Origin of the sequence: Massilia sp. IC2-476, assembly GCF_020707295.1 — a bacterium.
GTDB lineage: Bacteria > Pseudomonadota > Gammaproteobacteria > Burkholderiales > Burkholderiaceae_D > Telluria.
Genome location: NZ_JAJFER010000001.1, coordinates 948534 through 973255, shown reverse-complemented (window position 1 = coordinate 973255; position 24722 = coordinate 948534). Strand labels below are relative to the sequence as shown.

Sequence of the window (24722 nt, the reverse complement as noted above, 5' to 3'; positions counted from 1 at the left end):
CGGGTATTTACACGGGAAAATACCCGGAAAACAGGCCCTTATATACAGGGGGGTGGATTTCAGGTATCGTGTAGCCCGCTAAAGTGCCTCTACGTCCGCCCCTGCCCGTGCCGCTGCCCGGCGCTCTCCGCGGTCCCTGCGGTCCGGTTGCCGGCCCGCCGTCCCATCTGGAAGCTTCCTGTGCAGGCAGATGCGTGCCCGCAGGCGCAGCCGTAGAGCTAACGAAATACTGTCCAACAAGAATATGTCTGATATCCAGAATACTCCCAGCACCGATACCGCCGACCTGGACCTGAATGTACCGGTCGAGCAGGTGAAGGCCGATGAAGCGCCGACCGTGCGCTTTACCGATCTCGGCCTGGCGCCGGAAATCCTGCGCGCGCTGTCCGACCAGGGCTACGAGCATCCGACCCCGATCCAGGCCAAGGCGATCCCGCTGGTGCTGCAGGGCCGCGACGTGATGGGCGCCGCCCAGACCGGCACCGGCAAGACCGCCGGCTTCTCGCTGCCGATCATCCAGCTGCTGCTGGCGCATGCCAACAGCAGCATGTCGCCGGCGCGCCACCCGGTGCGCGCGCTGGTGCTGACCCCGACCCGCGAACTGGCGGTGCAGGTGGCCGACAACGTCAAGGCCTATGCCAAGCACACGCCGCTGCGCTCCACCGTCGTGTTCGGCGGCATGGACATGAAGGGCCAGACCGTGGTCCTGAAGGGCGGCGTCGAGATCGTCATCGCCACCCCGGGCCGCCTGCTCGACCACGTCGAGCAGAAGAACATCAGCCTGTCGCAGGTGCAGATGCTGGTGATGGACGAAGCCGACCGCATGCTCGACATGGGCTTCCTGCCTGACCTGCAGCGCATCATCAACCTGCTGCCAAAACAGCGCCAGAACCTGATGTTCTCGGCCACCTTCTCGCCGGAGATCAAGAAGCTGGCCAACAGCTTCCTGAACCAGCCGGTACTGATCGAAGTGGCGCGCAGCAACGCGACCGCCGAGAAGGTCACGCAGATCGTCTACAAGGTCGACGAGGAGCTCAAGCGCGACGTGGTCGAGCACATTATCCGCGAGCGCAACCTGAAGCAGGTGATCGTGTTCTCGAACACCAAGATCGGCGCCTCGCGCCTGTCGCGCCACCTCGAACAGAAGGGCATCAAGGCATCCGCGATCCACGGCGACAAGACCCAGCAGGAGCGCATGGCCGCCCTCGACGCCTTCAAGGGCGGCGCGGTGGAAGTGCTGGTGGCGACCGACGTGGCCGCGCGCGGCCTCGACATCTCGGACCTGCCCTGCGTGATCAACTACGACCTGCCGTACAACGCCGAAGACTACGTGCACCGCATCGGCCGTACCGGCCGCGCCGGCGCCTCGGGCGATGCGCTGTCGGTGTACTCGGACAAGGACGAGCGCCTGCTGGCCGACATCGAAAAGCTGATCAAGCAGGCCATCCCGCGCGGCGAGCTGGCCGGCTTCGTGGCGCCGTCCGCGCGCGCACGCGAAAGCAGCCGCGACTCCGGCCGCGACGGCGAACGCCGTGGCCGTCGCGAAGAAGGCGGCTCGCGCGGTGGCGAACGCGGCGAGCGCCCGGCCCGCAGCAGCGGCTACAGCCCGACGCCGCGCCGCGAGAAGGTCGATCCGTGGTTCCTCAAGCCCTACGAGCCGTCGAGCGCGGCGCGCAAGGAAACCGTGACGCCGACGCCGGCCCAAGCCAAGCCGGGCAAGCAGAAGCTGGCCTTCCTGCTCGGTGGCGGACCACGGTCGAACTGATTTTTGTAGGGTGGGCGGGTCCCCCGCCCACGCGGTGATTAAGCGGCGCGTCTTGCATGCAATGCCGCATGCACCCGATCCAGTAAATCCTGGTGCTGGTAAGGCTTGGCCAGCACGTCCAGCGACTTGTCGCGCGCCCCGCGCGCCGGCAGTTCGTCCATGTAGCCGGTGGTCACCAGCACCGGCATCCCCGGCCGGCGCGCGTGCACCTGTTCGATCAGCTGCAGCCCGTTCATCCCGCCCGGCATGATCACGTCGGTGAACAGCAGGTCCACCTTTTCCGATTCCAGCAGTTCCAGCGCGCGCTCGCCGCTGGGCGCCGATACCACTTCGTAGTCGGCCGCCGCCAGCATGGCCTCGGCCAGTTCGCGCACGTCTTCGTTGTCTTCCACCACCAGGATGCGGCACTTGCGGCCGGCTTCCTCGGCTTCCGCCGCGATGCCGTCGGCGCCGCCTGCCTCGTCGCGCAGCTGCTGCGCCACCGGGAAGATCATGCGCACCCGCGTGCCGCGCCCCGCTTCGCTCTCGATGTCGAGGCGCCCGTGTGACTGCTGGACGAAGCCGTGCACCATTGCCAGCCCGAGGCCGGTGCCGAGGCCCTTGGTGGTGAAGAAGGGTTCGGTGGCGCGCTTGAGCACGTCGGGCGGCATGCCTTCGCCTTCGTCGTTGACGCAGATGGCGACATACTCGCCCGGCGCCAGCCGGTTGGCGAGGCGCCGCTCCTCGCTCACGACGGCGGTGCCGACGGTGACCGTGCCGCCGTTCGGCATGGCGTCGCGCGCATTGATGACGACGTTGAGCAGCGCCATCTCCAGATAGGTCGGATCGAGCGAGCACGGGGGCAGGCCGGGGCGCAGGTCGAGGCGCAGCTCGAGCTTGTCGCCGAGGGTGCGCACCAGCATGTCGGAAAAATCCACCACCAGTGAATTCAGGCTGACGCGCTTCTGCTCCAGGCGCTGCTTGCGCGCAAAGCTCAGCAGTTGCTGGGTGAGCTTGCCTGCCTGCATGGTCGCGCGCTGGGCGCGGCGGATCGGGTCGGCCGCGGCCGGGAGCTTGCCGGCGGTGAGCAGGGCCAGTTCCAGGTTGCCGTTGATGACCTGCAGCAGGTTGTTGAAATCGTGCGCCATTCCCGCCGACAGCTGGCCGATGGCTTCCATCTTCTGTGCTTGCAGGTTCGACTCGAGCATGCTGCGGCGCTCGGTGATGTCCATCTGCGAAGCGAAGAAATACAGCAGCTTGCCGTCCTGGTCGAAGATCGGGCCGATGAACAGCGCGTTCCAGAAGGGCTCGCCGTTGGCCTTGTAGTTGAGCAGGTCGACCGAAACCGCACGGTGTTCGCGCAAGGCCTTGCGGACCTCGTCCACGGTCGCGCGGTCGGTGTCCGGTCCCTGCAAGAAACGGCAGTTGCGGCCCAGGACATCCTTTTCCTCGTAACCGGTGAGGTCGAGGAAGGCGCCGTTGACGAACACGATGGGGTCGTCTTCCTGGTTGGGGTCGGTGACCAGCATTGGCATGCGCGTCATCTCGACGGCGGCAAAGAAAACGTTGGCGCGGTCGTCCAGGCCACGTTGGCCGATGTAGCCGGCCTGCCAGTGGTTGACACCAGGTCCGCCGGTCGGCGAGACGGTGTTGCCGTCGACTTCGCCCACCGCTTGCACGCCCATGCTCTGGCCGCCGCCCTGTACATCGAGCGGTTTGTCGAGATGTTCGTCTTTTTCCGATCCAGTTGCCATGGTGTCCCGATCATGCGGCCGCAATGGCGGCCGCGTTGGGATTCACTGTATCGGGATGGCGTGCGGGATTCCGTTCGTGAGCGCACACAGGGCTGGCCGCGCTTGACGCGGCTCAGCCCTTTGGTGGATCAGCGTGCGGCCTGGACCTGGACCGGGGCGGGCGCTTCGGCGGCGCCGACGTCAGCAATGGTGATGTCGGTGAGGCCGATGCCGAGCTTGCGCTTGTCGGTGCTGCCGCGGGTGGACGGCGAATCCGGCTGCGGGACGTCGATGACCAGGCTGCGCTGCGTGCCGTCGGTCTCGAAGCGCAGGCTGATTTCCTGCGGCGACGGTCCCAGGCGGAATTCCTTGCTGGCTTCGCCCACGTGCATGGTGAAGGGCAGGGTGGTGTTGATGCCGTAGGCCATCGCCGTCAGCATCACCCGCGCCTGCTTCGGCAGCGGCCGGTTCAGGTGCAGCACCACGCGCTTGGCGTCCGACCAGCGGCCGAAGCCTTCGGCGTCCGACATGCCTTCGGCGTCCCGCAGCAAGCCGCTGCCGTAGGGCTGCGACAGGTGCGCGGTGCCGAGCGGCCGGTCGGTGGCGTTGGGCAGGCGCACCAGCAGGTAGCCCTCGCCCTGCTTGACCGGGCTCAGGCCCGGCGGCAGGGCATGGTTGCCGACGACCAGCAGCCATTTCTTGCGCATGGGGATCTGGTATTCCGGAATCGGCGCATCCGCCGGCAGGTCGAGCATGGCGGTATCCGGCGCGTCGATGTGGAACTGCGCACGCATGACTTCCTGGATGCCGGTGGTGGCCACCGTGATGTCGTTGCGCTCGGCCTTCGGCACATAGTCGCGCGCGAAGCGGGCGCCGTGGTCGGTCGGCCAGCCCGGGCGCAGCTGGGCCAGGAAGCGGTTGGTCTCCTGGGTGCCCAGCACCAGCATCAGCGGCACGGCAAGGAACACGAACAGCGGCGCGGCAAGCCGGTTGCCGGCCGCCCACAAGCCCAGCACCGCCAGGTCGAGGCCGATCACCAGCCAGCCGGTCCATTCATTGAGCTTGATGGACGAGATTTCCGGGCCGTCGACCGGGTTGGTCGAGAAGCCCGGCAGGCGCGACAGGGCGAACAGCAGCACCGCCGCCAGCGGCAGCGCGACCAGCCAGCCCAGCGGCGGCCTGGCCTGGCCGGCCGGGCGCCCAAGCAGCGTGGCGGCGAGGATGATCAGGAGCGGGAAAGCGAAGCTGTAGTAGCGCAGGTGGAGGCGGAAGATCTCGTGCGGGCCCTGGGCCACGATCGAGGCCGTGTAGGCGATGGTCATGCCGGCGGCCGAGCCCAGCATCAGGAAGGCGAACAGCTGCAGGCGCTTGAGCGCCGGGCTGGCTTCGCGCCTGGCCGTGGGGCTGACGATGGCGTGCGCCAGCAGCGCCAGCGGCAGCGCCAGCAGGATGACGAGCGCCATCAGGTGGCCGCGGCCGTTGATGAGGGCGGGCGCGATCAGGTCCAGGCGCGAGCGCGGGGCGCTGCCGGCGGCGGTGGCGTTGTAGAAACTGCCGAACAGGCTCAGTGCCGATTCACCGGCGATCAGGTAGCCGAGGCCGAACTTGATGCCCAGCGCCAATGCCGGAGCGAGCACGGCGCACGCGAGCGCCATGCCGAGCGCCGGACCGGCGGCGCCGTCGCGGCGCGCCATCCAGGCGTTCGCGGCCAGGTAGAGGCTGGCGGCCGGCATCAGGAACAGGGCGTGCACCTTCACCAGGCTCATCAGGCCGAGCACGACGCCGGCGATGAGCGCGCGCAGCAAGGGCGTCCAGGGACGCGGCGACAGCGCGACCCAGGCCAGTACCGCGAAGCCGAAGTAATAGGTGGCTTCCGGCATGAAGTAGGCGGTGTAGATGTTGACCGGCGCCAGCAGGGCCATGGCCGTCACCAGCAGGGCCAGCAGCGGGCGCAGGTAGGCGCGCGCCACCAGGTAGAGGAAGGCGCCGGCGCCGGCGAAGAACACGGCATTGCCGACGCGCACGCAGTCGAGGAACTCGGTGCCGCAGGACAGGGAGCCGCGCGCCAGCCACAGGTAGAGGTAGGACGGCACGATCGCTTCGCTGAGCGGCATCAGGCGCGCCATCTTGCTGTAGTACCACTCGTCGGCAAAGATGGCCGGGTTCAGGCCCAGGTTGCGGTAGAGCAGCCAGGCCAGCACGGCCACCAGGAGGGCGCCCAGCCACAGGCTTTGCCGTTTGCTGTCGGCGCTGTCGGCGCCGCTATGGGCGCTGTGAATGAATGCGTCGGTCTTCATCATCGGGTCGTTATTATTGGAGGGAAGGGGAGCAGCGCCAGGCGTCGAGCGCCTGCTTCATCTGGTCCCAGCTAAAGAACTTGCGTTTTTCGTAGTAGAGCGCGCCCGCGTGCGGACGTTCCCGCAGGCGCTCCACGCTCACCGGCTGCAGCTGCTCGACGCCGCGCAGCAGGTAGTGCATCAGCACGAAAGGGAACAGGCCGATCCAGGTCGTGCGCTGCGACGGATAGGACAGGCAGGCCTTCAGGTGCTGCAGGCGCTCGCGCATGGGGATGCGGATCGCCACCGCCGGGCCGTTTTCCGGCAGCGGCGCCAGCACCCGGAACAGCGGGCCCGGCAGTCCCTTGGCCTGGTACAGCGAAAACTGCCGGGTGCGGCCCAGCAGGCCGCGTTCGCTGGCGATGTTCACGGCCAGCGCGTGCAGGGCGTCATGGTCGTGATGGCCGCCTTCCCAGGCCGTCACGTGCAGCGAGTCGATGAGCGGGTAGCGGTCCAGCCAGCGCATGAGCCACTGCGCCGCCCGGCCGAGGTGCAGGGGCAGGCGCGCGTCGCCGATGCCCAGCTCGGCGCCGGCGAAGAACACGTCGTCCGGCGCCACGCCCAGGCGCGCCAGCACCGCGAGCGACTCCCCGTTGCGCTGGGCGGCGCTGGCGCTGGCGGTCTGGCCGTCGGTCAGGTAGGCGCAGGCCACGCGCAGGCCGCGCCGGCGGCAGTCCAGGATGCGCTGGAACACGCCGAACTCGTCGTCCTGGTGCGCGAACAGGAACAGCGCGGCGTGCGCGGTGTCAGTAGGCATCGAAGTCGAGGAAGGTGAACTGGATGCGCGCCGGGTCGAGCTGGGGCACGCGGCCATTGAAGGCGCGCCAGATCAGGTTCAGCGGCGAGGGACGCAGGCGCTGCGGGATGCTGGCGTAGTTCCAGTAATTGCTGGTCGCGTCCGGCGCCAGGCCGATGAACAGGCGCAGCGGGAAGGCGGATGGGTCGCGGCCGTCCAGCTGGAGGTCGAGGCTTGCCTTGTCCAGTTCGGCATAGGCCGGCACGCCCTTCTCGGCGGCGGCGTGGAACTGCAGCCGGCTGCCGCTATGGCCCCGGTAGACGCGGTTGTGCGGATTGGCGCAGCGCCAGGCCAGGGCTTCCGCGCTCCAGCGGCGCTCGAACGAGAGCGCGCTCGCCGCCGGTTTCGGCGCATGGCGCAGCGCACCCAGGCCGACGCGCGCTTCCAGCGGGCGCACCAGCTGGAAGCCCAGCTTGCGCACGAAGCCGGGGGTGCTGTTGGCGTTGGCCACGCCATAGCAGCCGTCGAAGCCGTTCTCGAGGCCCGCCTCGTAGGTCATCGCCGCCAGCTTGGTGAACAGGCCCTTGCCCTGGTAGTCGGGGTGGGTCGCCGTGTTCAGCGACAGCAGCACCCGCACTTCCTGCCCTTCGATCCAGGCCCGCGCCGGCACGCACACGTAGTGCGCGGCCAGGCGCTCGCCGTCCCAGGCGTCGTAGCCGACGGCGGCGCCATCCGGATTGGCCACGTACAGCCAGTCCAGGTAGGCCGGCGTGAACTTGTCGGTGCCGGGGAAGCAGGCGGCGAACAGGGCGCCGTACTGGGCCAGGGCGGCGGGGTCGTTCCGGACGGGAGCAAAACGCAGGGCTTGCATCACTTGAAGATCCAGTATTTGCTGAGCAGGTAGCCGTTGACCGCCACCAGCGGCAGCGACAGCAGCTTCCCGGCCAGCGGGTTGGCAAAGGCGGCTTCCGCGCCAGCTACGCAGGCAATGGTCAACAGATAATTGACCCCAACCACGCACAGGTAGCGTGCGAAGTTGGCCGGGTTGGCCGCAGCATTGAAGGTAACACGACTGTGGAAGGCGTAGTTGACCAGCAGGCCGGCCGCAAAGCCGGCGCTGGCCGCAGCGGTGGCCTGCACGCCGTACTGCAGCAGCAGCTGCATCAGGCCGATGTCGGTCAGGGCGCAAAGCAGGCCGCCGGTGAGGAAGACGGCGAACTGGCGGCTGAGCAGTTTGGAAGCCAGTGCGGACATGCTCATGCAGCCGGATCCGCCGCAGGCACGGCCGGCTTGCTGCGGAACAGGGTCTTCTTGTGCAGCGGGTAGCGCGGCACCGACGCCACGTCGTGCGCCAGGAAGGCGAGGATCAGCTGCACGCCCATGATCACCGGCAGCGCCGCCAGCATCACGGTGCCGGCCGGCGTTTCCACGCCCGAGCGCGCCGAGGCGATCCAGTGCGACAGGCCGTAGATGGTGCCGAAGGCGGTCAGCAGGATGCCCAGCGGCAGCTCGATCGAGGCCACCGACATGTTGCGCAGGTAGTAGTTGTAGAAGATGCGCTTGCCGAAGTTGCGGATGTGCTTGCTGAGGAATTCGGTGACGATCTTCGAGATCTTCAGGTTGCTGACCTCGTCGCCGTAAACGGCGTCCATTGGTACGTCGGCCACCACCGCGCCCAGGATGTTCAGGCGGAACAGCATGTCCGATTCGAAGAAGTAGCGCTTGCTGATCTTGTCGAAGGGCAGGAAGCGGGCGCAGTCGGCGTGGATCGCGGTGTAGCCGTTGGTCGGGTCGAACAGGTCCCAGTAGCCCGAGGACAGCTTGGTCATCAGGGACAGCACCGCGTTGCCGAACAGGCGCAGCGGCGGCATGCTGCCGATGCGTTCCAGGTTGAAGAAGCGGTTGCCCTTGGTGTAGTCGGCTTCGCCGGCCAGGATCGGTGCCACGAAGTTCGGGATCAGGGCGCCGTCCATCTGGCCGTCGCCGTCGATCTTGACCATCACCTTGGCGCCGTCCGCGATCGCGGCGCGGTAGCCGGTCATCACGGCGCCACCCACGCCCTGGTTCTCGGCATGCTCGAGGACCACGACGCGCGGGTCGCGGCAGTGTTCGCGGACGAAGGCGCCGCTATTGTCCGGGCACTTGTCGTCGACCACATAGATGCGCGTGACTTCCGGGCCGATGCCGGCGATGACGCCCAGGATGTGGCGGGTGACCTTGTAGCTCGGGATCACGACGGCGATCGCGCCGGCCGCCGCCAGGGCAGCAAGGCTCGCGTCGGCGCCGGCGGCGGACAGGTTCATGTGGGTGGTCGAAGGTGCGTTCATGGGGTACTTCCGGTGGATGGCCGGACGCTGACTTCCTGCAGGATGACAGCGCCGGGGGCTTCATGTTCGAGCGTGAGGTCCAGTACGGCGGCTTGCGCGGCCGCGGGCAGAGCGATGACGGGCGCCGCATCGAGCGCGTGCCAGCCGAGGTCGACGCCGCCGGCGGTCACGTGCGTGCGACCACTGCCGCGTAATACCAGGACAGCGGGCCGGATGCCTTGAGGCGCACGCACCCGCAGCTGCGAGCGTGCGCCGTCGGACGGGACTCCCGTAGCTTCGCGGCCGCGCCAGCCGGCGCCCAGCTGCACCGGGCCGCCGGCGACGATGTCGTCCACCAGCCACGTATATTGGCGCACGCCATTGGCGAGGCACACGACCTGGCCGTCGATGTAGCGCCAGCCGCGCGAGCTGCGCGTGAACGCGTTGTCGGGCGCCAGCTGCGCGCCGGGGCCGCACAGGCTCGTCGCCGCATGCGGGTCGCTGTCGTTGACCAGGGTCCGGAAACGCCAGCCGTCCAGATGGAAGCTGTGGACCCGGTCGGGCTCGACCCAGTTGTCGTGGTGGGCCATGCGCTCGGCGAAGATTTCCGGCTCGGGGTAGTAGTGCCGGGGCAGGTGGCGCAGCACCAGTGTCGCCAGCGGGCTGAATTCATTGTATTCGTAGCGTACGGCGTGGGCCATGGCCGCACCCTGGACCAGCAGCACGGCGCCAAGCGCCGCCACGCGCCAGCGGCGCAGCTCGCGCAGCATGGCCAGCAGCGCGAACAGCAGCGGCATCGCAGCCCAGAAGGCGTAGCGCATCGGGCCGGCGGCGGCCGAGTTCCAGTTGATCACCGCGAGCGCCGGCAGCACCAGCGCCAGCGTCAAGGCAAAGCACAGCAGCAGCAGGCGCAGCGCGGCGCCGCGCGCCAGCAGCAGGCCGAGCAGCACGCCGGGAATCGCGAGGATCATGCCCTGGTTCAGGTCGAAGAAGAAGGAGACCAGGCGCGTGGTACTGATCAGGGAGGCGCGCGAGAAGCGGCTGGCGATCAGGTTCGGCACCCCGTATTCGATCAGGTTGAACAGCACCGGCACCGCCGCCACCGCCAGGCCGAGGCCGAGGGCGCTCACGAGGCGCGCCAGCGATACGGATGGAATCGGCTGCATCCGTCCGACAGCGGCGCGAATGAAGGGCGCGAACAGGAAGAAGAACACGATGGTCGGGTTCTGCTGGGCCGCCAGGCCCGCCAGCACGCTGCCCGCCACCGGCATGCCGGCCGTGAACAGCAGCAGCCCGGCAAGCAGGCTTGCTGCGCCGACGGTTTCCGGGCTGGACCAGTTCCAGTACAGGAGGCCGCCGCACAGCATGAAGAGCGCCAGGGCAAGGGCCGCGCGCCCGCTCGCGCCGAAGAAGCGGTGCAGGGCCAGTCCCAGAATGAACACGAAGACCAGGTTGACTACCTGGAAGGCCTTGAACGGCTCCTGTCCCAGCGCTTCGAGCAGGCGCAGGGGCAGGGCGGCCATCATCGGATAGCCGAAGAAGTGGACGCTGTAGACATGGCCGCTGCTGCCGCGCTGGAAGGCCGGGTAGACGTCCTGCACGCCGCGCCGCATTTCGTCCTGCAGCATCGCGAACAGTGGCGTGAAGCGCTCCGGCGCCAGCGCCTTGGTGCGCTCGAAGTCCTCGATGCGCAGGTCGGGCGTGCCGTGCGTGGCGATCCCCACGGTGTTCACCGAGTACTCGAGGATGTCGCCGCTGAGCGAGACCGGGCGCGCCGCGAACAGGGCCGCGAGAAGCAGCGCCAGCAGCAGCGCGAAGCGCCACAGCGGGCTTGCGCTACGCGCGGGGTCAGGCCGCTTTCGCATCGCCTTCGGGCTCATCGTCGATGGTCGTTTCCGGCGCGCTCGGAGGCAGCGTGCGGTACCAGCGCTGGCGGACCAGGCCGGCCAGCACCTGGCGCGCGCTCTGGTTCCAGGTCAGCCAGGGCATGCCTGTTGATTCCGGGATGCTGCCCTCGCGCCGGCGCTCCAGCCAGGCTTCGATCGCCTGCGCCAGGTCGTCCGGCGCCAGGCCGTCGAAATACCAGGCGTGCTCGCCCGCCACTTCGCGGAACACCGGCAGGCTGCGCGCGATGATCGGGATGCCGTACTGGGCCGCCTCGATCAGCGGCAGGCCGAAGCCTTCGCCTTCCGAGGGAGACAGCAGGGCGGCCGAGGCACCGTAGAGCTTCAGCAGCATCTCGTCCGAGATGCCGGCCATCCAGAACAGCCGTTTGGCTTTTTCCGGGTGGTTGTTCATGCGCTCGGCCACGGCTTCCATCATCCAGCCCTGCTTGCCGACCACGACCAGGTTGACGTCGACGCCGCGTTCCCACAGCAGGTCAAAGGCGGCCAGGGTCTGGGCATGGCCCTTGCGCGGCTCCACCGTGCCGACCATCAGGAAGCTGGGGCGCTGGCCGAGGGCGTCGAGCACCTGGCTGGCGTTCGGCGGCAGGCCGGTGCTGGGCGCGCTGGCGTTGATGTCGGCGCCCAGGTGGAACCAGCCCAGCTGCAGCGGCATGGTGCGGCGCAGGCCCTGGGCTTGCGTCCAGGCCGCGTACTCGTCGGCCACGGCGCGCGAGATGCACAGCACACCGTCGGAGACGCGGTGCACGGTGCGCAGGAAGTCGGCGAAGCCGTCCTCGGTCCCGAACGGGAACACGTCCGGGCGCAGCACCGGCAGCAGGTCGTAGACCACGAAGTAGATCTCGACGCCGCGGTCGCGCATGGACTGCAGCAGCTGCTCGTTCTGGGCCACGCCGCTGATGTACAGGTCCAGGCCCAGGAACACGTCGCCCGGGCGCAGCTCGACCGGCGCGTCCTCGACCGACAGGCCGGTCTCGCCGACCAGGTTCAGCGCCCAGTTGCGCGCGTAGTGGTAGGGGCGGTTGCCGCCGGTGCCGAACACCGGCTCGATGCGGAAGCCCGGCGGCGGGCTGGCGATCAGCGCCAGCAGGATGCTGCGCACCACGCGCTGGATGCCGGTCTTGAGGTCGTGCTGGACCAGGGCCGAGACGTCCACCAGCAGCTGGCGCGGGCCGCTCGCCGCGCGGTTGGCGGCGATCGCGCCGGCCAGCGCCGGGAGCGACTCCATCGGACAGGCGCGCGCCGCGGCCTCGATCAGCTGGCGGTAGCCGGCGCGGGCGCCGCGGGTGGCGAAGTGTTCGATCGCTTCCATGCACATGCGGCCGGCGTGGCCGGGTGCATGCTGGCTTTCCATGTAGGCCAGGGCGCGCTGCGACAGCCGGGCGCGCAGCGCGCTGTCGGCGCGCAGGCGGCCCAGCGCCTCGGCCAGTTCTTCGCAGGCGAAGCCGTCGCGCAGCTTGAGCAGGAGACTGTCGTCGATCGAGGCGGTCGAGCCATGCGCGTTGACGATGGTCGGCACGCCGTACAGCAGGCAGTCCAGCACCGCGGCCGAGGTCTCGCCGCGCGAGGAACCGCGCAGCTGCACCGCGCAGTCGCCGCCGGCCAGGTAGTCGGCATAGGTGGCCGGGTCGACGAAGCCGGTGATCCGGATCCGGTCCGCGCACCTGGCGGCGCGGATCTTCTTGCTCAGGTTGGCGCCATACTTGCCGGCGTCGTTCTCGCCGACAAAGACCAGCGAGCAGTGCGGATCGGCCGCCAGCGGCGAGGCGAGGAAGGCGTCCAGCAGTTCTTCGTTGAGCTTGGTCTTGCCGAGCAGGCCGAAGCTGCACACCACGTAGTCGTCGGCCTTGAGGCCCAGGCGCGCACGGGCCGCGGCGCGCGCCTCGGGCGACGCGGCGCCTTCGGGTTTGCCGCGCAACAGGGGAATGCTGCGCCAGTCGTCGGCGGCGCCTTCGCCATACCATTCGGCCGCCAGCCCTTTCGGGAATTCGGAGTGGACGATGATGCCGGTGGCGTTGTCCAGCACGCCCTTGTTGAGCGGGTACTGCCACACGGTCGGATGGCGCCCGAGCTTGAGGTGGCCGGCCAGGCCGGTGTAGCCGTGCGACTCGTACAAGGCCTTGGTGAAGCCCAGCGGCAGGTAGTCGATGTTCTCGAGGTGCTCGATCACGTTCGACAGGTAGAAGTCGTGCAGCACCACCACGCCCGGCACGTCGCGGATCAGCTCGAACATGTGGCGGTGCGCCGGCGAATTGCCGAAGTGGTAGAGCACGCGGTCGTAGGACGCGGCATGCTCGCGCAGCCAGGCCGCGCTGCGCTGCGTGAAGCGCTCGACGCGCGCGTCGCTCACGCGGTCCTGCTCGACGATCAGCTCGATCTCATAGTACCTGGCCAGTTCCGGCACCAGCTCGGCGCTGTAGTCAGCGATGCCGGATTTTTCCGGCGGCAGCGGCGACACGTAGGCCAGGCGCGGCTTGTTGCCGGGCGCTCCAGCAAGCGGCGCCGAAACGTCGCGCACGCGCTGCCACAATGCCTCGGCCGTGCCGTCCAGCGCCACGCTGGCGAAGCTGTCCGCGGCCGGCGTGCTGCCTGCCGTGACGACGACGTCGGGCACGAGGCTGGCCAGCGCCTGGTCGCGCAGCAGCGCCGCCAGGCGCGGCTCGGCGGGCAGGGTGAAGGGACGCACGCGGCGGCGCGGCACCAGGCCGTCGAAGGCCAGGCGCAGGGCGTCGAAGGCGCCTTCGGGCGCGGACGGGGCCGCGACCCACAGTTCGTGGTCCCTGGCGTGCCCTGCCAGCTCGCGCGCCAGCGCAAGCAGCGCGGGTTCCGGCTGCGGGTGGTCGAGGAAGTCGATGACGATACGCATTTATTGTCCTGCCTGCTGTTTGGCCTTGGCGTGCTGCAGGTCGGCCAGCACCTTGCGGACCGAGACCGGCAGGCCCTTGAGTTCTTCCGGGACCTCGATGCCGGCCGGCGCCTGCTGGGGCGGATCGAGCTTGACGGCGGCGATCGAGGCCGAGACGCGCTCGCCGATCACCGGGTGGCGCCGCAGCACCGGGATCACAAGGCGGCGCAGGCGTTCGTTGGCGGTCAGGCGGTTGACCACGCGGCGCGCCAGCTTCGGCTGGCGCAGCGAGTGCACCAGCAGGCCGAGGGCGCGCACCGGCCTGGTGAGCTTCCACGAGGTGCTCGACAGCGTGGCCCGCAGGCGCTCGTCGAGGCTGTGCGCCCATTGCGACATCTGGCGGTTGGCGTCGTGGGCCTCGACCAGCTTGTCCTGCAGCAGGGCCTTGGCTTCTTCCGCCTGTTCGACCTGCAGCCGGGTGACGCGCAACTGTTCCTCCAGCTCGAGCGCCTGCGCCATGCTGGCGTGCAGCTGCTCGTTGCGTGCCTTCAGCTCGGCGGCGCGGTCGTTCAGCTGGGTCTCCAGTTCGCGCTGCCAGGCCGACAGCTTCTTCGCGTCTTCCTGGGTGGCGCGCAGCTGCTTGTCGAGCGCCTTGCCGTTCTTCCAGGCCTTGTCCAGGTGGTGCGAGATGAATTCGTCGAACACATTCGGCTGGATGCCGAAGTGCTGCAGCAGTTCCGGGTGCTCGTCCGCCACGTAGTAGCGGTTCAGGCCATCGAACCACACGAAGCGGTAGCCCTGGCTGGTGACGAGGGCGTCCCAGGCCGCGTGGTTGGTCTCGCGGCTGTTCGGCAGCGTCGCTTCGATGACCAGCACCCACGGGCGCCAGCGTGCGAAGTCCATGCCCTTGATGACTTCGCCCTCGAAGCCTTCGACGTCGATCTTCAGGAAGTGGATGTCACTCCGCACGTACTCTTCGCACACCGAAGCCAGGGTGCGCACCGGCACCGTCATCTCGACCACTTCATGGCCTTCGGCGCGATGCAGCTCGGCCACCGATGCTTCCGGCGACGCCCAGCCGCGCACCTGCGGGGTGTCGTACAGGGTCAGTTCGCCGTTGGCAGCGCCTGCCGCAATCGCCAGGTTGACGTCGCGCGGGCGCTGCTCGAGGAAGGCCTGGTGGAAGGAGGGCAGCGGCTCGATGCTGATCCCGCGCCAGCCGGCGTCGTAGAAGGCCTTGGTGACCGAATGCTCTTCCGGGTCGTTGGCGCCGACGTCGATGTAGAAGCCGTTCTGCACGTGTCCGAGCGCGCGCCACAGCAGCACGTCTTCGGAATTCTGCGAGTAGGAGATAAGTGTCATGTGCGTTGGATGTCGATGGCCGGGTCGAGCCAGGCCGAGCCCTCGAAATGGGGGCGGCGCATGTTCATCACGGTGAACACCAGCGCCAGGTCGCGCCATTCGTAGTTGTTCACCAGGTGGGTCTCGGTGCTGACGATCGCGGTCGCGACCGAATAGGTGCCGGGGCCGAGGTTCATCGGGAAGGCGAAGCGGTACACCACTTCCTCGCCAGCCGCGACGTTCTCGAGCGGCAGCTGCTTCAGGTGGGTATTGGTGCCGTACATCGGCTGGCCGAGGCGGTCCTTGATCATGTAGCCCAGCACCATGCGCGGGATCGGCGCATTGACCTTGACCCGCACCTCGAGCGTGACGGCGGCGCCCACGTCGACCACTTCGGCGCGCTGCCCGGTCTCGTCCAGCAGGGCGATATCGCTGACGCTCGCTTCGCCGGTGCCGGAGATGGTCTGCACCTTGCCGCCTTCGGTTTCCTGCAGGCGCACGGTGTCACGCCCCTGAGCGTTCTCGCGCTCCGCGATCATGGCGTTGTAGTAGTCCATGATCTCTTCCGGCCGGCCTTCCTTGGCCAGGCGCCCGCCGTCGAGCAGGATGGCGCGGTCGCACACCGACTGGATCGCCTGCTTGTCGTGCGAGACCAGCAGCAGGGTGGTGCCCTCCTTGCGGAACTGGCGGATGCGGTCGAAGGACTTGTGCTGGAAGTAGGCGTCGCCCACCGACAGGGCCTCGTCGACGATCAGGATGTCCGGGCGGCGCGCCGTGGCCACCGAGAAGGCCACGCGCACCTGCATGCCGCTCGAGTACACGCGCACCGGCTGGTCCATGTACTCGCCGATGCCGGCGAATTCCTCGATCTGCGGCATCAGCTGCGTGATCTCGTCCACCGTCATTCCCAGCAGCTGGCCGGCCGTGTAGACGTTCTGGCGCCCGGTGAAGTCGGGATGGAAGCCCATGCCCAGTTCGAGCAGCGCGGCCACGCGCCCCTCCATCCAGACGCTGCCGGTGGTGGGCTGCGTGGTGCCGGTGATGAGTTTCAGCAGCGTGCTCTTGCCCGCGCCGTTGATGCCGATCAGGCCCACGGCTTCGCCCGGCGAGACCTGGAAGTTGATGTCAGTGAGCACCCACTTGAGCTTGTGGCGCTGCCCGCGGAAGGGCAGCAGCCATTCGCCCAGGCGCGACCAGCGCGTCGGATACTGTTTATAGGCCTTGCCCAGGTTCGATACGACGATGGTGCCCATCAGAGTTCATCCACCATTTCGCCGGAGCGCTTGCGGAACAGGCGCAGGCCCAGGATGCACAGCAGCAGGGCCAGCAAGCTCGCCGGAACCAGCGCGTGCCAGTCGGGCAGGCGGCCTTCGACCAGGATCGCCTGGTGCGCCTGCACGATCGGCGCCATCGGGTTGTAGAGCAGTACCGGGCGTACTTCTTCCGGCAGGATCGAAGCCGGGTAGACGATGGGCGTGAGCCAGAACCAGAACTGCATCGCGATCGTCACGAACTGGCCAACGTCGCGGAAGAACACGTTCAAGATGCCGGTCACCATGCCGAGCCCGATGGCCAGCAGGATCTGCAACAGCAGCACCGGGATGATGGCGAAGAAGACGGCGCCCGGGAAGTGTCCGGAAACGATGAGGTACACCACAAACAGGCCGAAGATGACGCCGAAGTTCACCAGCGCATTGAGCACCACGATGACCGGCAGGCAGATGCGCGGGAAACTGATCTTCTTCAGCAGATTCGCCTGCTCGAGGAACATGTTCTGCCCGCGGGCGACGATCTCGGCGAACAGGCCCCAGGTCAGGATGCCGGCGCACAGGTAGATGGAATAGGCGGCGCTCGAATCGTTGCCGGGCAGCTTGGCACGCATGACCTCGGAAAAGATCACGGTGTACACGAGGATCATGGCGAGCGGGCTGAGCACCGACCAGACGGCGCCCAGCATCGCGTTCACGTATTTCGACTGGAATTCGCGCTTGACGCTGCCCAGCACGAAACCGCGATAGGCCCACAGGCCGCGCAGCATCAGTGGCGAGATCATGGGGCGGCCCGCTCTGGCAGCGCCCCGGTCGGGTACGTCAGGATTGTCAACATTTGGAATGGCTGAGCCGGATGAGCGCAAAATTATACTTCATCCAACAGCCGATCCCTTGTTACAGGTGTAACATCTTGTCTGAAGTCAAGAAAGATTTGTAATGGATTGTCGTGGGCGCAGTGGCAGATTCAGCTGCCCAGATTGGTAAAGATCCCGACCGCCAGCTCTGCCCAGCAATACACGAAGCCCAGGCCGATGACGCCGGCGGCGATCAGGCGACTTTTGGTGGTGCGCAGCTTGCGCAGGGCGAAGGTGAGGACCAGGCCGGTAAAGGCGAGCAGGATGCCGGCGATGACGAAATCGGAGCCGGTCCACACGACCTCGGTGGTGAACTGCATGGCGACCAGCGGAATGAGCAGGATGGCCGCTGTGACCAGGGCGACGGTCAGCAGGCTTTTGGCGAGGCTGGGTTTGAGGTGGAGCTCATTGCCGGTCATGGTGCTCATTGTCATCTCCTTGGGACAGGGGAGCGGCGAGTGGCCATCATGACATTAATGTAGCATGCCGCACGTAGGGTGGGCGGATTCCCGCCCACGCGGTGATCGTTATCAGCCGGTGACCAGGCGCGTTGAACTTGCCGCTAGCTGAACGGGTGGGCGGGAACACCCGCCCACCCTACGAACCCTGCACCAGCTTCTGCAAGGCATCCGGCTTCACGATGATCAGGCGATGCGCATCCTTCTGCACGATCCCCTGCTGCGCCAGCGCCGTCAGCGCCCGCGTCACGGTTTCGCGGCTGGTGTTGATCATGTTGGCGATGTCCTGGTGGGTCGGGAGGTTTTCCACCACCGCCGGGGCGCCCGGCTCGGGCTGCTTGTTCTTCTGCATCAGCACCAGGTAGGTGTAGATACGCTTGGCGGTATTGTTGATACTCAGCAGCGAGCGGAATTCCGAATCGCGCTGGATCTTTTGCGCCAGGTGTTTCAGCATGTGGGTCGCCACCGAGGGCGAGTGCGCGAACAGGTGCATGGCGGTGGCCGCCGGCAGGAAGGCGACCAGGGCGTCCGACATCGCCACCACCGAAGCCGAGCGGGTCGAATTGTTGATCAGGGCGATCTCGCCGAAGAAGTCACCCGGCGCCAGCATGCGCAGGCCGATGGCGCGGCCGTCTTCGGTGACGTCGATCACCTGCAACTGGCCCGACAGCAGGAACATCAGGCCGTCGCCATGGCCGCCTTTCTGCAGCACGATGTCGCGCTTGCTGTACTGGCGATAGCGCAAGTCCTGCTTGACCCGGATGATCTCCTCGTCCGACAGCTCGGCCAGCAGCGGGATCTTGCGCAGGTGAACCTGCACCTGGCGCTCTTCCGGCGCGGCTGCATCGTTGTCGGCGGGAGCCCGGCGGGCCGGGGCGGTCTTGGCGGTGGCGGTCATGGTGTGTGCTGAAATGGCGTGCCTCAGAAAAAACTGACGTAGACTTGGGCGCCGACCGCCGCGAAGGCGATGCCGGCCGCGTTGGCGCCGATATCGCGCCAGCAGAAGCTGCGGTCCGGCACCAGCGCCTGCAGGCACTCGATCAGCCAGCCCGCAACGAGCAGCCCCAGCAGCCAGAATAGCGCCTCGAGCGGGCTCCTGGCCACGCGCAGTGCGAGCACGGACAGCACGGCGAAGCTGGCAAAGTGAAGGAACTTATCGTTCGGCAGCGGCGGCAGCCAGCGGTTCGGAACCAGGCATCCCACGCAAACAGCGAGCGCGGCCATGCCCAACAACACCATGTCTCCCACCACGATCAAACGGCCCTTCCTGAATTTCCGACAGCCGTGATTGTATACGGTCGAGCCTGCTTAAGGTGGTTTTGGGGCCGCCGCAAGCCGCGCCTGGCGCGTGCCTGCAACGAAGCATGGTCAGCCTGTCAACGCGGCGGGGCGGTGTCAGGCCGCGGCGGCGAACGACGCATGGGTCGGGAAACGGGCGCGCATCCAGTCCATGCCCAGGCCGAGGGCGGCGACGACGTCCGCCGGCAGCGTCTCCAGGATGGCCGGATCGTCGCTCGGCGTATCGGCCAGCAGGCTGGCCAGGTGCACCACGCCCGCCAGCTTGCAGAAGGGCGGGGCGGCCATCGGGTCGGACGAGCGCTCGACAGCCTCGGCGATACGCGCCGGGAAGTTCCAGCGGCGGCACAGCTCGGCCGTGATCTGGCCTTCCGACAGGCCCAGCAGGCGCTGCTCGCGCTCCCAGCGCGCGCCCGGCAGGTGCGGCAGCTGTTCGATTTCGGCAAAGGCGCCGGGGGCCACCTGGTAGATCAGCAGTTCGCCCAGGCGCAGCACCATGCCCGACAGCCAAGCGTCGGATGGATCGGCGCCGGCGCCGTTGGCCAGCCATTTGGCGTAGCCGGCGCAGGCCATGCTGCTTTGCCAGAACTCGTCGGTATCCAGGCCGGGCAGGGCGGGGAAGGACTCGGCGAAGCAGGCAGCCAGCGCCAGCGTGCGGATGTGCGACATGCCGGCCAGCGCGATCGCGTCGTCGAGCGAGCTGACGTTGCGGCTGGAGCCGAAGCGGGCGCTGTTTGCCAGGCGCATCAGCTTGGCGGTCAGCGCCGGATCGCGCGCGATGATGGCGGCAACGCTCTTGGCCGAGGCGTCCTCGTTGTCGAGGGTGGCGATCAGCGCATGCGCCACGTCGGAAATGGTGGGCAGGCGAACGTCGCTAAAGAAATTGGCAATGCTGATCATGGTGTCTTCCAGGTTGTGCGCCCGGTTGGGCGTGTTATTGCTTGCCAACCCAGTGTAATGCCCAAAATCAACAAATTACGGAATTGATTGCGGATTTAACGATTCGTGTTGTGTGTCTGCGAATCAGGGCAGTTGCCACTGCCAGCTCAGCTGCAACTGCTTGTTGTTGTATTGGAAAATCGAAATGTTCTCGCGGTTGCGCACCACGCGCGCTTCCAGCACCAGCGCATGCTGCCGGTTGATCGCGTAGCTCACGCTGCCGCGCAGCACCTGCGTGGTCTGGTCGCGCACCACCTCGATCACGTCCGGCGAATAGACGCGGCTGCTGTCCCACGTCTGGCGCGAGTAGCCCAGTTCGGTGTTGATGCCGTGCCCCATGTGGCGCCGCACCAGCAGGTTCAGGTACGTACCCTTGCGGTCGCCCCCAGGGCGCTGGGCCAGCGCGTGGTCGTTCTGCACGCCGAATGCGGCATTCACCGTGTGGTCGCCGCGGCGCCACGACAGGTGGCCGCGCAGCTCCTGCGTGGTCGAGTCGAAATTGGTCAGCGAGGGGAAGGTATTGTAGGTGATCGCCCCCACCACGTTTAACTGCATGCCGGTCGGCAGCCGCAGCGGCGGCACCACGCGCGCCTGCAACTGCCCCTGGCGCTGGTAGAGCTGGCCGCCCAGGGTGACCAGGCCGAGCGTGCCGGTGGCGCGCACGCGCCAGCGTCCCCAGCGATAAGGCGCTTCCAGGCCGGCGAACAGCGAGCTGGTGTTGTACTGGTGCAGGCTGTCGTTGTGGCGCAGCTGGTACTGGGCGAAGCCGAGCAGGCCGTTGGGCGTGACTTCGCGCATGGTTTCGCCCGACAGCTGGGTGTACTGGTCGCTGCGCGGCAGGAAGTCGCCCGACAGTTCGTATTCCACCTGGCCGTCCGGCGCATCGACCACGTAGCGGTTGGTGCGCGCGCCCTGGTTGACGTTCTGGTCGTAGCCGCGGCTGGCCATCACCACCGTGCTCGAGAAGCGGTCCCAGCGCGAGCAACCCTGTTCGCGCGTCTGCGCGATCAGTTCCAGCAGGGCGGGCGAGGGGTTGAAGCGCATCTCGATGACCGCGAACAGGCGCTCGGCTTCATCCGAGTTACCGAGCGCGCAGTGGGTGAGCGCCAGCTCGAGCCAGGCGCCGGCGTGGTTTGGCGACTGCTCGATCGCACGGCGCAGTTCGGCCGTGGCGTCGGTGCGCCGGCCTTCGGCGATCGACTGCAAGGCCTGCAGGTACAGCTCCTCGCTCGAAGTGGGTGCGGCCTGCTGCGGGTCGTCGGCGGCGTGCACGGCCGTCGCGAACAGCAGGATGGAAAGCGCGCACCAGGCGCGCAGCGATGCGAAACTCATGAACTACCTTTGACTGCGGCCATTGCCGCCACTTCTGTCATGTCGGGCGCCGCGCTGCGCGAGCGCGGGATGTCGCTTGGGGTGAACAGCGCGGTGGCCTTGCCCTTGCCGCGCAGGCGCCGTTCGCCGAGCGCGATGAAGCCGTGGCGCAGCGCGCGCTCGACGGTGCCGGCGCCGACGATCACGTCGTAGGGGAAGTCGCGCGCCGCCTGTTCCAGGCGCGAGGCCGTGTTCACGCTGTCGCCGACCGCCGTATAAATGCTGCGGAACGAGGTGCCGAAGTCGCCCGCGACCGCCGGTCCGCTCTCGATCCCGATGCGCACCCGCAGGGGCGGATGGCCCTGCGCTTCGCGTACCAGCGACAGCGCCTCGACCCGTTCGACGATGGTGCGCGCCGCATCCAGCGCGCGGTCGGCGTGCTGCTCGATCGGCAGCGGCGCGCCCCAGAAGGCGACCAGGCCATCGCCGGTGTATTTATCCAGGGTGCCGCCGCCCGCGATCACGGGACCGGTCAGGCAGTCGAGGAATTCGCGCGTCAGGCGCGCCGATTCTTCCATCGACAGCGATTCGACCTGGGTGGTATAGCCCTCCATGTCGGCGATCAGGGTGGTGACGTCCAGCTGGCGCGGCGCCAGCGGGTCTTCCAGGTCGCTGCGCAGCAGCTCGCGCACCACCGAGGGCGCCACGTACTGCTGCAGGGTGCCGAGCAGGCGGCGCGAGCGGCGCTGCGCCAGCTGCCACTGGTAGGGCACGGCGACCGCCAGCAGGAACAGGTTGCTCAGCAAGGGAGCGGTGGTCGAGAACAGCGGATCGTGCGGTGCGATCTCATAGGCGGCGCGCAGCCACAGCGCCGACACCAGGCCGAGCAGCGCGACGCTGGCCCAGGCCGGCAGGCGCGGGAAGGCAAGGGTGGCCAGCAGCGCCGACAGCAGGGCGAAGGCGCAGGCGATCAGGCGTCCCGGCCAGGGTGCCGGGGTGCTGCCGGCCTGGCGGTCGAGCAGGGCGGACAGGATCTCCGCCTGCACGCCCAGTCCCGGGCGCTTGGCGGCGTGCGGGGTGGTGACGCGGTCGCCCAGGCCTAGCGAGGACGATCCGACCAGCACCAGCCGACCCCTGGCGCTCGCCGGATCGATGCTTTCGTTCAGGATGTCGGTGGCGCTGGCGATGGTGAAGGCTTCCCAGTCGCGCTTGAAGGGAATGCGCATGTGGGCGGCGTCCGGCAGGGCCGGCGCCCTGGCGCCGCTGCAGCAGTCGAGCAGGGCCAGGCCCAGGGCCGGATAGTCGCGTCCGCCGAAGCGGGTCAGCAGCGGCACGTGGCGCAGCACGCCGTCGCGGTCGGGCACGAAGCCGATGTTGCCGACGTGGCGCGCCCCGGCAAAGCCCGCGTGGTTGGCGATGTAGCCATCGGCCGTCCGTGCCTGCGGCGCCGGCTGGGGCAGGGCGCCCGCCGGCACGCCCTGGCGCAGCGGTTCGGGACGGCGCTGCTCGTAGTCGAAGTCGAAAGCCTGGCCCAGCACCAGCGGCCCGTGGGTGGACAGCGCCGCCAGCCGCATGTCGCCCTCGGGGTCGCCGGCCTTTTCGCGCACGATATCGAGCGCCACCCCGCGCGCCTCGTAGCGGCTGAGCAAAATCTCCACCAGGTCGGCAATGCGCGAGCTGGACCATGGCCAGGCGCCTTCCGCCGCCAGGCTGGCCTCGTCGATATCGACCACCAGGATGCGCGGCTCAACGTCGGTCGTGGCGCGCCAGCGGATGAACTGGTCGCGCAGGGTCTCGCTTCCGAAAGAGATGTTGTCCAGATGCGACAGGCCGAAGGAGGGGCCCCATTGCACCAGCACGGTCAGCAACACGGCCACGACGCCGATCAGCGCGCGTGCGAAGACCGCCTGCTGGCGTGGCGCCAGCCGGTGCTTGCTCTGGGAAGAAGGGGAATCGGTCACGCCGTCAGGACCAGTGTAGGAGCGAGAAATTTATGACGAGAAACTAGAAGTATAAGGCCAAAGCGTTGCTCCGAGGGCAATTGCTACAAATTGTAAGCACATCGGGTAACACATGAGTTTGCTCTAAAATGTGACGGCCATCACGGAAGAGGCTGGCGCGGCCCGGATAATAGCGCGAAAAGGGGAAAAAGTATGTTGCGTCCATTACTCATCATCAGCTCGTTGGCATTCGCTGCCGCGGCGCACGCGGCCGAGGCCGGCAAGGTCATCTTTGCCGCCGGCCAGGCCCAGGTTGCCGACAAGGCCGGCGCGGAAGGCACGTCCGTCCAGGAAGGCGAGCTTCTGATGACGGGCAAGGACGGCTTCCTCTATGTGAAAACGGTCGACAATGGCCTGTTCATCCTGCGTCCGAACACCAAGGCGCGCATCGTCGCCTACCACATCGACCAGAAGAACCCCGCCAACAACCGCATCAAGCTCGAACTGATCAGCGGCGTGGCCCGCAGCAAGTCGGGCGATGCGGTCAAGCAGGCGCGCCAGAACTTCCGCTTCAACACCCCGGTGGCGGCGATCGGCGTGCGCGGCACCGACTTTACTGTGTATACGGACCAGGAAACCTCGCGCGTCACGGTGCTGACCGGCGGCGTGGTGGTCAGCGGCTTTGCCGGCGGCTGCAACCCGGATGGCGTCGGCCCCTGCGAGGGCGCCGCCAGCCGCGAACTGTTCGCAGGCCAGCGCGGCCAGCTGCTGCAGGTCAAGCGTGGCGACACCGCGCCGCAACTGCTGCAGTCCAGCAGCACCGGCCCGGACCAGGTCTCGCCGCCGCGTGCGGATGAACCGGTGGCGAAATCCGGCAGTACCGGAGGCAGTAGTGCTTCCGGGCCGGTCCTGGATGCGCGCAAGAGCAATGACTTCGACAAGCTTGTGAAGGGGCCTTCGCAGCCGACACAGCCGCCGCCGTCCAAGGATCCGGTCATTACGCCGCCGCTCGACCCGGTCGTGGTCGGGCCGGAGCCGGACCCGATCAAGCCGCCTCCGGTAGTGGTCGAGCCTCCCCCTCCGCCGAAGCAGCTCGTGTGGGGCCGCTGGCAATCGTTCGCCGGAGCGGAAATCACGCTTGATCTGGAAAAGCAGCTGAACTCTGAGAACAAAAAGGTTGCCCTGCGCCGCAATTACGCGCTGTTCCAGACCCCTGGCGCCGAGTACGTCGTTCCCGAGCGCGGCAGTGTTGGTTTCAACCTGCAAGCCAGCGAAGCCTATGTATACACGGCCGATGGGGCGCTGCCCAGCGAAGCCAAGATCAGCAACGGCAAGCTGAATGTGGATTTTGGGGCGCGTACGTTTACCACGGGATTCGACCTGACTACCGCTTCAGGCGAGTTGTTCAAAATGAACTCCGAAGGTGCCGTGGGTTATAACGGAAGGCTGACCGGTAACGAACTCTGGAAGGCACCTACCAATATGAACGTCGAGGGCCAGCTGAGTAATGAAAACGGTGGGGCCGCTGCATATATATTTGATCGCCGCCTCGACGACCAGCGCATAATCAATGGCGCGACTTACTGGGGCGCCCAGAAGTAAAAAAGGGAATTTCGATAAACCGCCACTTTGTGGCGGTTTTTTTTCGCCCATCACACGTGTTATGCGCGCCGCATGGCTGTTCGTGCCCGCTTGATGCCTTCTCTAC

The 24722-nt window shown here is 67.5% G+C and carries 19 protein-coding genes; 2 read left to right on the top strand and 17 right to left on the bottom strand.

Going from position 1 to position 24722, the window contains the following annotated elements; genetic code table 11:
- Positions 1-244 precede the first annotated feature (244 nt).
- Entirely contained in the window at positions 245-1765 is a 1521-nt protein-coding gene (locus tag LK539_RS04325; RefSeq protein ID WP_227799667.1) for a DEAD/DEAH box helicase, read from the top strand.
- Between the two features lie 38 nt (positions 1766-1803).
- On the opposite strand, the gene LK539_RS04320 is transcribed toward LK539_RS04325, so the two are convergent.
- The 17 genes from LK539_RS04320 to LK539_RS04240 all read right to left on the bottom strand — a co-directional run bounded on the left by LK539_RS04320 (position 1804) and on the right by LK539_RS04240 (position 23035).
- Positions 1804-3498 carry a response regulator gene (locus tag LK539_RS04320; RefSeq protein WP_227799666.1) on the bottom strand — a complete coding sequence of 565 codons (1695 nt, stop codon included), beginning with the start codon at positions 3496-3498 and terminating at the stop codon, positions 1804-1806.
- 128 nt (positions 3499-3626) lie between these two features.
- The gene (locus LK539_RS04315; protein ID WP_227799665.1) at positions 3627-5777 is read right to left on the bottom strand and encodes a glycosyltransferase family 39 protein; all 2151 of its coding nucleotides are present in this window, start codon (positions 5775-5777) and stop codon (positions 3627-3629) included.
- A gap of 10 nt (positions 5778-5787) precedes the next feature.
- Positions 5788-6570, bottom strand: coding sequence for a PIG-L deacetylase family protein (locus LK539_RS04310; RefSeq protein WP_227799664.1), 783 nt, complete (start codon positions 6568-6570; stop codon positions 5788-5790).
- Positions 6560-7420 (bottom strand): GNAT family N-acetyltransferase, encoded by an 861-nt coding sequence (locus LK539_RS04305; protein WP_227799781.1) that lies wholly within the window; start codon positions 7418-7420, stop codon positions 6560-6562. Before LK539_RS04305 ends, LK539_RS04310 begins: the two co-directional genes overlap by 11 nt.
- On the bottom strand, positions 7420-7809 hold the full coding sequence (locus LK539_RS04300) for a GtrA family protein (protein ID WP_227799663.1): 390 nt from the start codon (positions 7807-7809) through the stop codon (positions 7420-7422). The genes LK539_RS04305 and LK539_RS04300 overlap by 1 nt, the downstream gene beginning before the upstream one ends.
- Positions 7806-8852: a glycosyltransferase family 2 protein gene (locus LK539_RS04295; RefSeq protein ID WP_227799780.1), complete on the bottom strand. Its 1047-nt coding sequence runs from the start codon at positions 8850-8852 to the stop codon at positions 7806-7808. Before LK539_RS04295 ends, LK539_RS04300 begins: the two co-directional genes overlap by 4 nt.
- 20 nt (positions 8853-8872) lie before the next feature.
- Positions 8873-10720 (bottom strand): hypothetical protein, encoded by a 1848-nt coding sequence (locus LK539_RS04290; RefSeq protein WP_227799662.1) that lies wholly within the window; start codon positions 10718-10720, stop codon positions 8873-8875.
- Entirely contained in the window at positions 10704-13625 is a 2922-nt protein-coding gene (locus LK539_RS04285) for a glycosyltransferase (RefSeq protein WP_227799661.1), read from the bottom strand. Before LK539_RS04285 ends, LK539_RS04290 begins: the two co-directional genes overlap by 17 nt.
- On the bottom strand, positions 13626-14966 hold the full coding sequence (locus LK539_RS04280; RefSeq protein ID WP_227799660.1) for an FkbM family methyltransferase: 1341 nt from the start codon (positions 14964-14966) through the stop codon (positions 13626-13628).
- Entirely contained in the window at positions 14963-16198 is a 1236-nt protein-coding gene (locus LK539_RS04275; RefSeq protein ID WP_227799659.1) for an ABC transporter ATP-binding protein, read from the bottom strand. The genes LK539_RS04280 and LK539_RS04275 overlap by 4 nt, the downstream gene beginning before the upstream one ends.
- Positions 16198-16998 (bottom strand): ABC transporter permease, encoded by an 801-nt coding sequence (locus LK539_RS04270; RefSeq protein ID WP_307729079.1) that lies wholly within the window; start codon positions 16996-16998, stop codon positions 16198-16200. The genes LK539_RS04275 and LK539_RS04270 overlap by 1 nt, the downstream gene beginning before the upstream one ends.
- Positions 16999-17180: 182 nt before the next feature.
- On the bottom strand, positions 17181-17498 hold the full coding sequence (locus LK539_RS04265; RefSeq protein WP_227799658.1) for a hypothetical protein: 318 nt from the start codon (positions 17496-17498) through the stop codon (positions 17181-17183).
- Positions 17499-17667: 169 nt separating this feature from the next.
- Positions 17668-18426: a Crp/Fnr family transcriptional regulator gene (locus LK539_RS04260; protein WP_227799657.1), complete on the bottom strand. Its 759-nt coding sequence runs from the start codon at positions 18424-18426 to the stop codon at positions 17668-17670.
- Positions 18427-18449: 23 nt separating this feature from the next.
- Positions 18450-18779: a VanZ family protein gene (locus LK539_RS04255; protein ID WP_227799778.1), complete on the bottom strand. Its 330-nt coding sequence runs from the start codon at positions 18777-18779 to the stop codon at positions 18450-18452.
- Between the two features lie 144 nt (positions 18780-18923).
- On the bottom strand, positions 18924-19724 hold the full coding sequence (locus LK539_RS04250) for an HDOD domain-containing protein (protein WP_227799656.1): 801 nt from the start codon (positions 19722-19724) through the stop codon (positions 18924-18926).
- Positions 19725-19847: 123 nt separating this feature from the next.
- Positions 19848-21095: a tetratricopeptide repeat protein gene (locus LK539_RS04245; protein ID WP_227799655.1), complete on the bottom strand. Its 1248-nt coding sequence runs from the start codon at positions 21093-21095 to the stop codon at positions 19848-19850.
- Entirely contained in the window at positions 21092-23035 is a 1944-nt protein-coding gene (locus tag LK539_RS04240) for a CHASE2 domain-containing protein (RefSeq protein ID WP_227799654.1), read from the bottom strand. Before LK539_RS04240 ends, LK539_RS04245 begins: the two co-directional genes overlap by 4 nt.
- Positions 23036-23227: 192 nt before the next feature.
- On the opposite strand from LK539_RS04240, the gene LK539_RS04235 reads away from it, so the two are divergent.
- Positions 23228-24616 (top strand): FecR domain-containing protein, encoded by a 1389-nt coding sequence (locus tag LK539_RS04235; protein WP_227799653.1) that lies wholly within the window; start codon positions 23228-23230, stop codon positions 24614-24616.
- Positions 24617-24722 lie beyond the last annotated feature (106 nt).